Origin of the sequence: Klenkia taihuensis, assembly GCF_900112525.1 — a bacterium.
Taxonomy (GTDB): domain Bacteria; phylum Actinomycetota; class Actinomycetes; order Mycobacteriales; family Geodermatophilaceae; genus Klenkia; species Klenkia taihuensis.
On the sequence record NZ_FOMD01000001.1, the window covers coordinates 1,270,987 to 1,284,319 of the forward strand.

At 76.4% G+C, this 13,333-nt stretch carries 14 protein-coding genes; 8 read left to right on the top strand and 6 right to left on the bottom strand.

Going from position 1 to position 13,333, the window contains the following annotated elements; genetic code table 11:
- Nucleotides 1-26 precede the first annotated feature (26 nt).
- Nucleotides 27-872, top strand: coding sequence for a RecB family exonuclease (locus BM158_RS06335; RefSeq protein WP_165628845.1), 846 nt, complete (start codon nucleotides 27-29; stop codon nucleotides 870-872).
- A gap of 11 nt (nucleotides 873-883) precedes the next feature.
- Here BM158_RS06335 and BM158_RS06340 read toward each other — a convergent pair whose 3' ends face one another.
- The 4 genes from BM158_RS06340 to BM158_RS06355 are packed head-to-tail and all read right to left on the bottom strand — an operon-like array spanning nucleotide 884 to nucleotide 5,609.
- Nucleotides 884-1,708, bottom strand: a complete 825-nt coding sequence (locus tag BM158_RS06340; protein ID WP_091555602.1) for an oxygenase MpaB family protein — start codon at nucleotides 1,706-1,708, stop codon at nucleotides 884-886.
- Nucleotides 1,705-2,595 carry an alpha/beta fold hydrolase gene (locus BM158_RS06345; protein ID WP_229827613.1) on the bottom strand — a complete coding sequence of 297 codons (891 nt, stop codon included), beginning with the start codon at nucleotides 2,593-2,595 and terminating at the stop codon, nucleotides 1,705-1,707. The genes BM158_RS06340 and BM158_RS06345 overlap by 4 nt, the downstream gene beginning before the upstream one ends.
- Nucleotides 2,596-2,646: 51 nt before the next feature.
- Nucleotides 2,647-3,777, bottom strand: a complete 1,131-nt coding sequence (locus BM158_RS06350) for an outer membrane protein assembly factor BamB family protein (RefSeq protein ID WP_091555608.1) — start codon at nucleotides 3,775-3,777, stop codon at nucleotides 2,647-2,649.
- Nucleotides 3,778-3,809: 32 nt separating this feature from the next.
- Nucleotides 3,810-5,609 carry a DEAD/DEAH box helicase gene (locus tag BM158_RS06355; RefSeq protein ID WP_229827612.1) on the bottom strand — a complete coding sequence of 600 codons (1,800 nt, stop codon included), beginning with the start codon at nucleotides 5,607-5,609 and terminating at the stop codon, nucleotides 3,810-3,812.
- A gap of 204 nt (nucleotides 5,610-5,813) precedes the next feature.
- On the opposite strand from BM158_RS06355, the gene BM158_RS06360 reads away from it, so the two are divergent.
- Nucleotides 5,814-6,506 carry a ferritin-like fold-containing protein gene (locus BM158_RS06360; RefSeq protein WP_165628846.1) on the top strand — a complete coding sequence of 231 codons (693 nt, stop codon included), beginning with the start codon at nucleotides 5,814-5,816 and terminating at the stop codon, nucleotides 6,504-6,506.
- 39 nt (nucleotides 6,507-6,545) lie between these two features.
- On the opposite strand, the gene BM158_RS06365 is transcribed toward BM158_RS06360, so the two are convergent.
- Together BM158_RS06365 and BM158_RS06370 are read right to left on the bottom strand one after the other, a co-directional pair.
- Nucleotides 6,546-6,782, bottom strand: a complete 237-nt coding sequence (locus BM158_RS06365) for a DUF3107 domain-containing protein (RefSeq protein ID WP_091065422.1) — start codon at nucleotides 6,780-6,782, stop codon at nucleotides 6,546-6,548.
- A gap of 122 nt (nucleotides 6,783-6,904) precedes the next feature.
- Nucleotides 6,905-7,567, bottom strand: coding sequence for a TetR/AcrR family transcriptional regulator (locus BM158_RS06370; protein ID WP_091555610.1), 663 nt, complete (start codon nucleotides 7,565-7,567; stop codon nucleotides 6,905-6,907).
- A gap of 71 nt (nucleotides 7,568-7,638) precedes the next feature.
- Here BM158_RS06370 and BM158_RS06375 point away from each other — a divergent pair, with 71 nt between their 5' ends.
- The 6 genes from BM158_RS06375 to BM158_RS06405 all read left to right on the top strand — a co-directional run bounded on the left by BM158_RS06375 (nucleotide 7,639) and on the right by BM158_RS06405 (nucleotide 13,304).
- A complete protein-coding gene (locus tag BM158_RS06375) occupies nucleotides 7,639-8,670 on the top strand; it encodes an alpha/beta fold hydrolase (protein ID WP_229827611.1) in 1,032 nt (343 codons plus the stop codon).
- A 282-nt stretch (nucleotides 8,671-8,952) separates the two neighbouring features.
- A complete protein-coding gene (locus tag BM158_RS06380) occupies nucleotides 8,953-9,873 on the top strand; it encodes a DUF3152 domain-containing protein (protein WP_229827610.1) in 921 nt (306 codons plus the stop codon).
- Between the two features lie 72 nt (nucleotides 9,874-9,945).
- Nucleotides 9,946-11,106, top strand: a complete 1,161-nt coding sequence (gene moeZ, locus BM158_RS06385; protein ID WP_091555612.1) for an adenylyltransferase/sulfurtransferase MoeZ — start codon at nucleotides 9,946-9,948, stop codon at nucleotides 11,104-11,106.
- Nucleotides 11,107-11,168: 62 nt separating this feature from the next.
- Nucleotides 11,169-11,738 carry a TIGR03086 family metal-binding protein gene (locus tag BM158_RS06390; protein ID WP_091555614.1) on the top strand — a complete coding sequence of 190 codons (570 nt, stop codon included), beginning with the start codon at nucleotides 11,169-11,171 and terminating at the stop codon, nucleotides 11,736-11,738.
- A gap of 100 nt (nucleotides 11,739-11,838) precedes the next feature.
- A complete protein-coding gene (locus BM158_RS21480; RefSeq protein WP_131801985.1) occupies nucleotides 11,839-12,957 on the top strand; it encodes a hypothetical protein in 1,119 nt (372 codons plus the stop codon).
- Nucleotides 12,930-13,304, top strand: a complete 375-nt coding sequence (locus tag BM158_RS06405) for an MGMT family protein (RefSeq protein WP_229827609.1) — start codon at nucleotides 12,930-12,932, stop codon at nucleotides 13,302-13,304. The genes BM158_RS21480 and BM158_RS06405 overlap by 28 nt, the downstream gene beginning before the upstream one ends.
- The last annotated feature ends 29 nt before the right edge of the window (nucleotides 13,305-13,333 follow it).

Here is a 13,333-nt window from a genome sequence, read left to right on the forward strand (position 1 = left end):
CGGACCCCCGGGCTACGGTGCCGGGCATGACCGCGGGTGGGCAGCTGGAGATGCCGGGCATGCCCCGTCGGCTCTTCCCGGCCACCCCCAGCAAGCTGGCCACGTTCTCCGACTGCCCGCGCCGCTACCGGATGGCCTACCTCGACCGGCCCACCCCGCCCAAGGGCCCGCCGTGGGCGCACAACACGGTCGGCTCGGCGGTGCACGCGGCGCTCCGGTCGTGGTGGGAGCTGCCGGTGCCCGAGCGCACCCCGCGGGCGGCCCGGCAGCTGCTGTACGGCCACTGGTCGGACACCGGCTTCGCCGACGCCGAGCAGTCGGCGACCTGGCGGGCGCGGGCCGCGGGCTGGCTCGACGAGTACGTGCCCACCCTCGATCCCACCGACGAGCCGGTCGGCACCGAGCGGCAGGTGGCGGCGACCACCGAGAGGCTGGCGGTCAGCGGCCGGGTGGACCGCATCGACGCCCGCGGCGACGAGCTGGTGGTGGTGGACTACAAGACCGGCCGGGTCCCCAGCACCGAGGATGAGGCCCGCGGGTCACCGGCGCTGGCGCTGTACGTCCTCGGCGTCCGGCGCACGCTGCGCCGGCCCTGCACCCGGGTCGAGCTGCACCACCTGCCCAGCGGCACGGTGGCCGCCTTCGAGCACACCGACCGGTCGCTGGCCAACCACGTCCGCCGCGCCGAGGACGTCGCCGAGGACATCACCACGGCCACCGCGGCCCGCGATGCCGGGGCCGGGGACGACGAGGCGTTCCCGCCGGTGCCGGGCCAGCAGTGCAGCTGGTGCGACTTCCGGCGGTCCTGCCCCACCGGCCAGGCGGCCGCCCCGCCCCGGGAGACCTGGAGCTTCCTGCCCGTCGAGCCCTGAGCGGTCCTCCCTCAGGCGACCCGGACGCGGGCGGAGCGCAGCGTCGGGTTGTCCCGGATGCGCGAGGGCACGGCCAGCGTGGTGGCCCGGAACGCGCGGACGGCGGCCGTGGTCGCCGGCTCGGTCAACGCCAGCCCGGGCAGGCCGTACATCGACCGGGCCCAGCGCGGCAGCGTGGCCAGCCCCAGCGACGCCAACCCGGTCCAGGCCGGGCGGGCGGGGGTCAGCAGCTGCACCCAGCCGGGCATCGGCGGCACCACGACGAAGCGCGCGGCGTGGCGGGCCGGGTCGGTGAGCGCCAGCTGCGGGCGCACCCGGCGGAAGTAGCCGGCCAGCTCGGCGACGGTCGAGGGCACCTCGCCCGGGGTGCAGCCCACCAGCTCGGCGGCGACCACCTGCTCGCGGACGTAGCGGTCGGCGTCCTCGTCGTCCAGCGGCACCCCGGCCCGCCGGGCCACCGACAGCAGGGAGTCGACCTCGCAGGCGTGCACCCACAGCAGCAGGTCGGGGTCGTCGACGGAGTAGGCGCGCCCGGTGGTCTCCTCGGTGTCGGACTTGCCGCGGTGGGCGCCGCGCACCCGCCGGACCGCGCGCAGCGCCTCCTTGCGGGTGCCGAAGGTCAGCGTCGCGACGTACTCGGCGGTGCGGGTCAGCCGCGCCCACGGCTCGTCGCGGAACCCGTCGGAGAACCGGTGCACCCCGGCCATGGCGACCGGGTGCAGCGCCTGCAGCAGCAGGGCGCGGATCCCGCCGACGGAGAAGCTGGGGTCGGCGTGGATGCGCCAGGTGATCGAGTCCGGCCCGAAGAAGCCGGCCCGGTCCTCCTCGGGGGTCATGCGCGGACCTCCGCGGGCACCGACGACCAGAAGGAGGTCAGGACGGCGACGGTGGCGGCCGGCTGCTCGATGGCGGGGGAGTGCACCGCGCCGGCGAGGACCTCGTGCCGGGCACCCAGCCGGTGGGCCATGTCCTCCTGCGCGGCGGGGGTCCAGGCGTCGTCGTCGGCGCCGTGCGCGACCAGCACGGGGACACCGGTCGCGGCGAGCTCGGCCACCCGGTCGGGCTCGTCGGTCATCGCCGCGGCCATGCCGGACAGCCCGGCGGCTGCGTTGGCGAGGAACCGGCGGGCCAGGAAGTCGCGCACCGCCGGGGGTACGGCCTGCGCCCGCGGGTCGGCGACCGCGAGCTGCTCGAGGGTGTGGTGCACCAGCGGCACGCCACCGGCGTCCAGCAGGGGGGCCAGGTGGGCCAGCAGGTCCGCGCGCGGACCGGTCAGCCCGACCGGGCCGCTGCCCAGCAGCGTCAGGGACGCGAAGCGGCCGGGGTCGGCGAGGACCGCGGCGCGGGCGACCAGGCCGCCGAAGCTGTGCCCGAGCAGGTGCACCGGGCTGGTGAGCTCCGCGGCCACCCGCAGCAGGTCGGCGGCGAGCTCGTCGACGGAGTAGGCGGCCGGGTCGTCGGGGCCCGGGGACGCCAGCTGGCCGCGCTGGTCGATGGCGACGACGCGCCAGCCGGCGTCGGCCAGCGGGTCCAGCAGGGGCGCGAAGTCCTCCTTGGACCCGGTGTAGCCGGGGACCAGCAGCACGCTGCCGCGCGGGCCGGGCCCGCTGTCCAGGGCGGCGAGCGGGCCGGTGCCGCCGGCGAAGGTCGTCGCCGCTGCCCCGTGCGGGGTCAGCTGGCGCAGGTCGTCGGGAGCGCTGTGCTCGGAGCCTCCGGGGAGCATGGGGCCCATTGAACGCCCGGTGCGCGGGGTAGCGCTGCCGGGGACCACCCGTCAGGAGAAGGCGGTGCGTCCCTCCGCGGTGCCGACGACCACCACGGGACCCACGACGGCGGTGCGGCCGCCGGTCGGGATCGCCGGCGCCGAGGACCGGGCGAGCTCGACCCCGGTGGTCAGGTCGCGGGTGACGAACGCGCCGTCCTCGGGCACGAGGACGTCGGTCGCGGCCTCCTTGCCGGCGGCGGTCGCGGGCAGCCCGGCGGCCGGCACCGTCCAGGCGACCGCACCGGTGCCGGTGGCCAGCGCGGTGAGGGTGCCGCGGGCCCAGACCAGCGCCGTGGTGCCCACCGAGGTCTGCAGGGGCGCGCTGCCGTCGGCGGCCGGCAGGGCGAGGGCCTGCAGCACGCCGCCGTCGGCGGGGGACAGTGCGCGCAGCTGGTCGTCGACCACCACGCCGACCACGCCGTCGGCGCCGGCCAGCGCGGCGTCCCCGGCGCCGAGGTCGGCGGTCCACCGCGGGGTGCCGTCGAAGCCGTCCAGCAGCTGTGCCTGCCACGCGCCGTCGGTGCACCGCTGCAGCAGGGCGACACCGGTGGTGCCGGCCGCGGCGTCGGCGATGCGGCAGCCGGCGTCGGCGGCGTGGTGCCAGCGGATGTTGTTGCCCTGCGGGTCGACGGTGGCCAGCCCGGTCGGGCTGGTGGCCAGCACGATGCGGTCGGTGCTGGACAGCGTGGCGTCCGCGCGGAACCCGACGCTGCGGTACCAGACCCGTTCACCGGTCGAGGCCCGCAGCGCGGTCAGCTCGTTGCACCGGCCGCCGGTGGAGAACAGCACGACGACGACGCCGTCCACCGCGGTGGACCCGCACAGCCGGGCGCCGGCCCGGGTGTAGTGCCAGGCCTCCGTGCCGGTGGCGGGGTCGACCACCGCGACGCCGTCGGCCGCGGGGACCAGCACCCGGCCGGACTCCACCACCGACGCGGTCGGCGGCCCGTCGACGGTGCCCGACCAGGCGGTGGACAGCGTCGCCGCGGGGGAGCCGGACGGGGCGGCCGCGGGCTCGGCCGTGCTGCTCGAGGTGGCCGCGGCGTCGGACCCGCGCCAGGCCAGCACGGCGACGGCGACCACCACGAGGGTGGCCGCCGTCCACACCCAGACCCGCAGGGGCGGACGAAGCCGGTTCACCGCTGCATCGTGCCCGACGGGCGGGGAGCCGTTCAGGAGGTGGCGGGCTCGCCGCCGCCGGATCGGCCGGCACCGCCGCGACGGCGACGACGGCGGGGGCGCTTGGGGCCGTCGCCGGCCGGGGCGCCCTCGCCGGCGGAGGCCTGCGGGGCGGCGGGGCCGTCGGCGGCGGCCGCGGCACCGGCCGCGGCTTCGCCGTTGCCGCGGGTGCGCCGGCGGGGACGGCTCTTGCGGGGGCCGACCACCGGGGCCTCGTCGGCCGCGGCGTCGCGGCCGGGGCCCGACCCGCCCGACCGGCCGCCGCGGTCGCCGCCGCGCTGGCGCTTGCCGGTCTCGCCGAGGTCCTCGAGCACCTCGGCGTCCAGGCCCTCGCGGGTGCGCTGCGCGCGCGGCAGGCGACCGGTGGCGGTCTCGGGCACGTCGAGGTCGGTGTAGACCCACGGCGAGGTGGAGTAGGTCTCCGGCGGGTCGGTGAAGTCCAGGTCGAGCGCCTTGTTGATCAGCTGCCAGCGCGGGATGTCGTCCCAGTCGACCAAGGTCACCGCGACGCCGGTGCTGCCCGCGCGGCCGGTGCGGCCGATCCGGTGCACGTAGGTCTTCTCGTCCTCGGGGCACTGGTAGTTCACGACGTGGCTGACGCCGGTGACGTCGATGCCGCGGGCGGCGACGTCGGTGGCGACCAGGACGTCGACCTTGCCCGAGCGGAACGCGCGCAGCGCCTGCTCGCGGGCGCCCTGGCCCAGGTCGCCGTGCACGGCCGCGGCGGCGAACCCGCGGTCGACGAGCTCGTCGGCGACCTTCTGCGCGGTGCGCTTGGTGCGGCAGAAGACCATCACCAGGCCGCGGTCGCGGGCCTGCAGCACCCGGGACAGCAGCTCGGGCTTGTCCAGGTTGTGCGCCCGGTAGATGAACTGGGTGGTCTGCGGGACCGTCGAGCCCTCGTCGTTGCCGTGCGCCCGGATGTGGGTCGGCTGGGTCATGAACGACCGCGACAGGGTGACGATCGGCCCGGGCATGGTGGCCGAGAACAGCATCGTCTGGCGCTTGTCGGGGACCATCGCCAGGATCCGCTCGATGTCGGGCAGGAAGCCCAGGTCGAGCATCTCGTCGGCCTCGTCGAGGACCAGGCCGTTGACCTTGCCCAGCACGAGGTCGCCGCGCTGGGCCAGGTCCAGCAGGCGGCCCGGGGTGCCGACGACGACCTCGACACCGGCCTGCAGCGCGCTGACCTGCGGCTCGAACGCGCGACCGCCGTAGATGGCCTGCACGCGGATGCCGCGGCGGGCACCGGCGGCGGCCAGGTCACGGGAGACCTGCACGCACAGCTCGCGGGTGGGGACGACGACCAGGGCCTGCGGGACGCCGTCCCCGCCCTCGGACGGCGGGGTGACTCGCTGCAGCAGCGGGACGCCGAACCCCAGCGTCTTGCCGGTGCCGGTGCGGGCCTGCCCGATCAGGTCGTTGCCGGCCAGGGCCAGGGGCAGGGTCAGCTCCTGGATGGCGAACGTGCGGGTGATGCCGACGTCGGCCAGCGCCGCGACGATGTCCGGGTGGACGTCGAAGTCGCTGAACAGCGGGGCGTCGGGGGTGACCGGGGCGCCGCCCAGGTCGTCGATGTGCTGCTCGAGCTGCTCGGGGTCCGGCGCGCCGGTCTCGGCGTGGTCGACCTCGGCGGTCTGCTCGGTGTGGTCGTCGTGCGGCTGGTTCAGGGTGGTCAGTGCTCTCGCCTCGGTCCGGAGGGGGCCGCGCTGCGTGTGGCGCGCTGCGGCCCGGTCGTCTCTTCGATCCAGCGCCGACGCGGCCAGCGGACCGGGCGTCGTGGGGCGTCCCACCCGGGGGACCGGCCGGGGGGAACCTGCGGTCAGGCGGGCCCGGCGGTCGTCGTCCAGCGGTCATCAGCGCACACGGAGAGCGAGCCGTGCGGCTCGCCGCGGGCCATCCTACCTCGGGATACGGTCCGCACAGGTCCCGCGGCAGGTGGCGGGCGTGCCCGCCCCCGTCGGGGGCGGGTCCGGCGGCGTGGAGGGAGTGCCCGGGTGAGCTCGACGGACGCGGTGGACGGCGGTCCCGGCGGCGGCGTGGACGCCTCGCTGGAGCCGGCGGTCGTGGACCTGCTGGGGGTGCTGGCCTACGCGGAGCTGACCGCCTTCGACCGCCTCGCCGAGGACGCCCGGCTGGCCCCGACCCTGGCCGGCCGCGCCGCGCTGGCCCGCATGGCGGCCGCCGAGATGGGCCACCACCAGCGGGTGTGCGACCGGCTGGCCGAGCTCGGCCGGGACCCCGCCGCGGCGATGGCCCCCTTCACCGGGCCGCTGGACGCCTTCCACGACGGCACCCGCGCGGGCACCTGGCTCGAGGGCCTGGTCAAGGCCTACGTCGGCGACGGGCTCGCCCGCGACTTCTACCGCGAGGTGGCGGCCTTCCTGCCCGAGCCCGACCGCGGCCTGGTGCTCGAGGTGCTGGCCGACACCGGCCACGCCGACTTCGCCGTCCGCGAGGTGCGGGCGGCCATCGCGGAGGACCCGCGGCTGTCCGGCCGGCTGGCGCTGTGGGCCCGGCGCCTCGTGGGGGAGGCGCTGACCCAGTCCCAGGCGGTCATCGCCGACCGCGACGACCTGGCCGACCTGCTCATCAGCGGCACCGGTGACCTCAACGGGGTCGCCGACCTGCTGCAGCGGCTGATGGACGCCCACAGCGAGAGGATGCGGTCGCTGGGGCTGAACGGGTGAGGTCCGCCGGGGCCACGTGGGCCCCGGCGGACCCGGCGCTCAGGCGCCGCCGGCGATGAAGCCGACCCGGCGGACGTCGGCCTCGGCGATCTCGACGTAGGCGATCCGGTCGGTCGGGACGACGACGCGGCGGCCGCGCTCGTCGACCAGGGTCAGCAGCCCGTCCTTGGACCCGGTCATGGCCTTGGAGACCTCGTCCGCGATCTCGTCGGGGGTCTTCGGGCTGTCGATGACCAGCTCGCGGGGGGAGTGTTGGACACCGATCTTGACTTCCACGCTGGAGATGCCTCCTCAGGTCTGGCGGCCGGTGCCGCTACCCGATCGACGCTAGCCGAGCCCCGGGGCGCGTGCGGCGCCGCGGGCTGCGCTGTCGGCGAACGCCGGGCCGGCGGAGGGGGTCAGCCGCGGGTGGGGTGGTCGGCGTCGCCGAGCCGGGGGAACCCGGAGATGCCCCGCCAGGCCAGCGAGCTCATCAGCGCCACCGCCTCGTCGCGGGACACGGTGCCCTTGCGCGGCAGCCACCAGCGGGCGCTGGTCTCGGCCAGCCCGGTCATGCCCGAGGCGAGCAGCAGCGCCCGCTCCTGGTCGACGCCGGTGTCGGCGGCGATGACCTCGGCGATGGCCTCCACGCACCCGCGGGTGCCGGCGTCGACGATCCGGCGCACCTCGTCGTCGTTGCGCAGGTCGGACTCGAAGACCAGCCGGAACGCCTCGCCGTCGGCGTCGATGAAGTCGAAGAAGGCCCCGACCGCGCCGTCGACGCGGGTGCGGTTGTCGTCGGTGCCGCTCATCGCCTCGCGCATCCGCTCGGTCAGCTCCCCGACCTGCTGCTCGAGCAGGGCCAGGTAGAGCTCCCGCTTGCCGGGGAAGTGCTGGTAGAGCACGGGCTTGCTCACCCCGGCGGCCACCGCGATGTCGTCCATGGCCGCGGCGTGGAAGCCCTGGGCGACGAAGACCTCCTGCGCGGCCCGCAGCAGCTGCAGCCGGCGGGCGCCGCGGGGCAGCCGCCCGGTGCGGCGCACGGGGTCGTCGGCGGGTGCGGACGGTCGGGAGGGCTGCATGGCGCGGCCGATGTTACCGGCGGGTTCGGTCGCCCGTGCCCGGGCCAGGAGGGTGGTCTACCGTCCCGCGGGTGCCCGACGTGCGTCCCGCCCCGGTGACCGCCCCTCCCCGCGCTGCGCCCGGGGTGCCGCGGGCGGCCGGGCGGTCGGGCGCGACGCTGCCGGTGTACGAGGGGTGGCGCCCGCCGTGGCCGGGGGAGGAGCTGCCCGCCGACGGCGGCACCGTGTTCCTGCGGCACACCCCCTACGCCGGACCCGACGGCGGCCCCCGCGGGCGTGCGCTCTACGTCCACGGCCTGGGCGGGGCCTCGACCAACTGGACGGACCTGGCCGGGCTGCTGTCGGGCCGGGTGGAGGGGTTCGCGCTGGACTTGCCCGGCTTCGGCCGGTCCGCCCCGCCTGCCGACGGCGGCTACGCGGTGGCCCGGCACGTGCAGGCGGTGGAGGCCGTGCTCGCCGACGTCTCCGCCCGGCCCGGCCCCGGTGCCGGCGACCCCGTGCACCTGGTCGGCAACTCCCTCGGCGGGCTGGTCAGCCTGCTCGTCGCCGCCCGGCGGCCCGACCTGGTCGCCACCCTGACGCTGATCTCCCCGGCGATGCCGGTCTACCGCGTGCCGGCCGCCTTCGACCGGGCGATCGCGCTCCTGCTGCTGCCCGGCATCCCCGCGCTGGCCGAGAAGCGGGTCCGCCTGGGGGCACCGGAGGACCGGGTCCGGATGACGCTGGAGATGTGCTTCGGCGACCCGTCCCGGGTGCCCGAGGTGCGGCTGCGCGAGGCGGTGGAGGAGGCCCGGCTCCGCGACGAGCAGGCGTGGGCCGGGCGGGCGCTGACCCGGACGATGCGCGGCCTGATGACCTCCTACCTCCGGGTCGGCCGCGCCAACGCCTGGCGCGCCGCCCGCGGGGTCTCCGCCCCGGCGCTGGTGGTCTGGGGCGACCGGGACAAGCTGGTCGACCCGCGGCTGGCGCCCCGGCTGGCCACGACGCTGCCCGACGCCCGGCTGCAGGTGCAGCCCGGGGTGGGGCACGTGGCGATGATGGAGGCCCCCGAGGACACCGCCCGGGCCGTCCTCGCGCTCCTCGAGGAGGGCGGCGGCGCCTGACCGGCCGGCCGTGGGACGGGTGCGACGGGACGGACGGACACGCACCGGGCAGGCCCGTACGGACCGGTCCGCGACGGCGGTCGTGAGAACCTGGCCGGCGTGACCCCGCCGGACCGCGCCGCCGACCTGGGCCCCGGCCCCGGCCCGGGTCGCGGTCCCGCTGCCGGTGGTCCCCGGGATCCCCGGGGCCGGCCGGTGGTGCCCCCGCCGCTGGTGGGACCGCGTCCCCGTGGTCGGTCCCGGTCCACCTTCCCGCCCGCGCCGGACCCGCTGCCCCGCCCGGTGGCCGGCACCGGGCTGCGCACCACGGCCGGCCCGCTGGTGGCCCGGCGCGACCCGGTCGGCCGGCGCGGGCCGCGCTCGGCGCAGGCCGGCGGCCGCTTCACCCGGTTCGTCGCCCGCTGGGGCTGGCGCGCCTACGCCGTCCCGCTGCTGTCGGTGCTCACCGTGCTGGCGCTGGTCGACGTGGCGGTCACCGCCACCGACCCTGCCTCGGCCACCGGGGCCCCGCCGTCGTCGTCCACCCCGTCGTCGTCCGCCCCGTCGTCCCCGGCGGGGACGCCGGCGTCGAGCCCGCCGGCCGCCGTGCCGGCCGAGCCGTCGGCGCCCGCCGAGGGCGACGCCAACCCGACCGACCTGGCCGCCACGACCGGCCCCGCCAGCTACGTCGAGGTCGGCGCCGGGACCGTCAGCGTCGTGGACGGCAGCTCGGCGGTCTACGGCACCGGCCCGCTGCAGCGCTTCGTCGTCGAGGTCGAGGACGGCATCGGCATGGACGGCCCGACCTTCGCCGCCGCCGTCGAGGCCACCCTCGGCGACCCCCGCTCCTGGGGCCACGACGGCGCGATGAGCTTCCAGCGGGTCGGTGCCGCCGAGGCCGCCGCGGGCGACTACGACTTCCGCGTGAGCCTGGTCAGCCCGGGCAGCATGGAGACCTACTGCCCCGGCGTGGGCACCGGCGGCTACACCTCCTGCCGGTACGGGGAGCGTGCCGTCATCAACCTCGCCCGGTGGGAGACCGCCGTCCCCGACTACGCCGGGGACATCGCCACCTACCGGCAGTACGTGGTCAACCACGAGGTCGGCCACGCCTTGGGCAACGGCCACCAGCCCTGCCCGGGCCCCGGTCAGCTCGCGCCGGTGATGCAGCAGCAGACGCTGGGCCTGCAGGGCTGCGCGAAGAACGCCTGGCCCTACCCCTAGCCGCGGGAAGAGCGGCGGCTGGCACGCTGTTGGCGCTCTCGGAGGACGAAACCGCAACGCTAGGAGCCCGACGTGTCGCTGCCACCCCTGGTGGAGCCCGCCGCCGACCTGTCGATCGACGAGGTCCGCCGCTACAGCCGCCACCTGATCATCCCCGACGTCGGGATGGACGGGCAGAAGCGCCTGAAGAACGCGAAGGTGCTGGCCGTCGGCGCCGGCGGCCTCGGCTCGCCGACCCTGATGTACCTGGCCGCCGCCGGCGTGGGCACCCTCGGCATCGTCGAGTTCGACGTCGTCGACGAGTCCAACCTGCAGCGCCAGATCATCCACGGCCAGTCCGACGTGGGCCGGTCCAAGGCCGAGAGCGCCCGCGACTCGATCAAGGAGATCAACCCGCTGGTCGACGTCCGGCTGCACGAGGTGCGCCTGGACTCCTCCAACGTCGAGGAGATCTTCAGCCAGTACGACCTGGTCGTCGACGGCACCGACAACTTCGCGACCCGCTACCTGGTCAACGACGCGTGCGTGCTGCTCGGCAAGCCCTACGTGTGGGGCTCGATCTACCGCTTCGACGGCCAGGTGTCGGTGTTCTGGGACGAGCACGGCCCCAACTACCGCGACCTGTACCCGGTGCCGCCGCCGCCCGGCATGGTCCCCTCCTGCGCCGAGGGCGGCGTGCTCGGCGTGCTGTGCGCGACGATCGGTGCCATCCAGGCCACCGAGGCGGTCAAGCTGATCACCGGGATCGGCGAGACGCTGCTGGGCCGGCTGATGGTCTACGACGCCCTGGAGATGACCTTCCGGACCATCAAGATCCGCAAGGACCCCGAGGCGGAGCCCATCACCGGGCTCATCGACTACGAGGCCTTCTGCGGCGTGGTCAGCGAGGAGGCCCAGGAGGCCGCCGCCGGCTCGACGATCACCGTCGACGAGCTCAAGGACATGATGGACGCCGGCAAGGACTTCGAGCTGATCGACGTCCGGGAGCCCAACGAGTACGAGATCGTGTCGATCCCGGGCGCCAAGCTGGTCCCCAAGGACGAGATCCTCTCCGGGCGCGCGCTGTCCTCGCTGCCGCAGGACAAGCCGATCGTGCTGCACTGCAAGACCGGCGTCCGCTCGGCCGAGGCGCTGGCCGCGGTCAAGGCCGCCGGCTTCAGGGACGCCGTCCACGTCCAGGGCGGCGTGACCGCCTGGGCGACCCGCATCGACAAGGCGCTGCCCACCTACTGACGCGCCGCGCGACGACGGGGCCGGACCTGCGGGTCCGGCCCCGTCTGCGTTTGACTGAGCAGGTGGACGCCGAGCACGCCCGGCTGCTGGAGCTCTTCCAGCGGGCCCAGGCCCAGGTCACCGACCTCGTCGACGCCGTCGAGCGCGAGCAGTGGGACGCCGCGGCGCTGCCCGGCCGGGACGTCGCCGACCTGGTGGCCCACCTGGTCGCCGGACAGCGCCGGCTGTCGTCGCTGCTGCACGGCGGTGCGCCGGACGACGTGCCCACCGGCACCGAGGAGCTGATCGCGGGCGACCCGCTGGGGTCCTGGGAGGACGCCGGTGACGCGGCGCTGACCGCGCTGGCCCAGCCGGGCGCGCTGGAGCGGGTGGTGGACCTGCCCACCGGCTCCGTGCCGGTCGCCGACCAGGTCGCCGCGGTGACCACCGAGCTGACCGTGCACGCCTGGGACCTCGCGCGCGCCACCGGCGGGGACCCCCGGCTGGACACCGAGCTGGTCGACGCCGGCCTGGCCGTCGTCCGGCGGGCGGGCCCGGGTGCCGTGCCGGCCGCCGTGGGGCCACCGGTCGACGTCGCGGGGGACGCCGCGCCGTGGGTGCGGCTGCTGGCCGCCACCGGCCGGCGCGCCTGATCCGCCCGTGACGGACTCGTGATCATCCCGCTCAGCCGATGTCGTTGCCCGGCCCTACGATCCGGTTCGGCAGAGTCCGCACGACGTGGAGGTCCTCCCCATGAGCCAGCCGCCCCAGGGCCAGCCGCCCTACGGGAACCCGTCCCAGGGCGGGCAGCCGCCGTACGGCCAGCAGCCCGGCGGTGAGCAGCCGACCGAGGTCCTCGGCCAGCAGGGCTCCTCGGGCGCCGGGCAGCAGGGTCCGGGTCAGCCCGGGCAGGGGGGCTGGGGCAGCCAGCAGCCCACCCAGCAGTTCGGGCAGCCCGGCCCCGGTCAGCCCGGTCCCGGCCAGCCGGGGTTCGGTCAGCAGGGCCCGGGTCAGCAGGGCCCCGGTCAGGGCGGGTGGGGCGGTCAGCAGCCGCCGACCCAGCAGTTCGGCCAGCCCGGCTACGGGCAGCAAGGTCCGGGTCAGCCGGGTCCGGGCGGTCCCGGCTACGGCGGACCCGGCTACGGCGGCCCCGGTGGCCCGGGCGGTCCCGGCGGGCCCGGGGGGCCCTACGGCGGTCCTCCGTCGGGTCAGGGCGGGAACAAGAAGGGCCTGATCATCGGTGGCGTCGCGGCCCTGGTGATCATCATCGCCGTCGTCCTCGTCGTGGTGCTCACCAACGGCGGCGACGACACCGACAACACCGCGACCACGACCACCGCGACCACGACCACCTCGTCGTCGTCGGAGTCCTCCTCCAGCGAGGGGACGACGTCCTCGAGCGGGGGGACGACGTCCTCGAGCTCGGGCAGCGACAGCCAGGACGAGCTGCTGTCGATCCTGCCGGTCGACTTCTCCGACTGCGGCCCGATCGAGGTGCCCGGCGACGGCGCCACCGCTGCCGTCGAGTGCGGCGCGGCAGCCACCCAGCCGGGGCCGGAGGCGGCGCGCTTCTACCTCTACGACAGCCAGTCGACGCTGGACTCGGTCTTCGAGGCCGACGCCACCACGGCCGGCGTGACCCCCATCGCCGACGGCCAGGACTGCTCCACGGCGGTCGGCAGCGGCACCTGGACCGCCGGCGGCGTGCCCGGTGGTCAGGTCGGCTGCGGCATCTCGCCCGAGGGCTACGTGTTCATCCTGTGGACCGACGACGAGTACCTGACCGAGGGCATCGTCCGGCTCCCCGGCTCGACGCAGGCCGAGGTGGCCACCCTCTACGACTGGTGGCTGACCAACAGCAACTACAACTGACCGGCGACACCGACCGGGTGCGGGCCGACCACCTGACCGGGTCGGTCCGGCCCGGCCGGGACCCCGGCGACGTCGACGAGGCCGTCCTCGACGTCGTGGAGTCCATCCCGGCCGGGCGGGTCAGCACGTACGGCGCGGTCGGGCGGCTCGTCGGGGTGGGTCCCCGGCGGGTCGCCCGTGCGCTGTCCCAGGGCGGAGCCGCGGTGCCGTGGCACCGGGTCGTGCGGGCCGACGGCAGCGCCGCCGAGCCGGTGCGCGCCCGCCAGCTGGCGCTGCTGGCCGCCGAGGGGGTCCCCGTCCGCCGGCAGCGGGTGGACCTCGCGGCGGTGCTCTGGCCCGACGACTGAGCGCCGCCGGCGATCCTGTCGTACCCCCG

Coding starts and splice junctions, on each gene's coding strand:
- BM158_RS06335 (WP_165628845.1), top strand. CDS start 27: ATGACCGCGGGTGGGCAGCTGGAGATGCCGGGCATGCCCCGTCGGCTC.
- BM158_RS06340 (WP_091555602.1), bottom strand. CDS start 1,708: ATGACCCCCGAGGAGGACCGGGCCGGCTTCTTCGGGCCGGACTCGATC.
- BM158_RS06345 (WP_229827613.1), bottom strand. CDS start 2,595: ATGCTCCCCGGAGGCTCCGAGCACAGCGCTCCCGACGACCTGCGCCAG.
- BM158_RS06370 (WP_091555610.1), bottom strand. CDS start 7,567: ATGCAGCCCTCCCGACCGTCCGCACCCGCCGACGACCCCGTGCGCCGC.
- BM158_RS21480 (WP_131801985.1), top strand. CDS start 11,839: ATGAGCCAGCCGCCCCAGGGCCAGCCGCCCTACGGGAACCCGTCCCAG.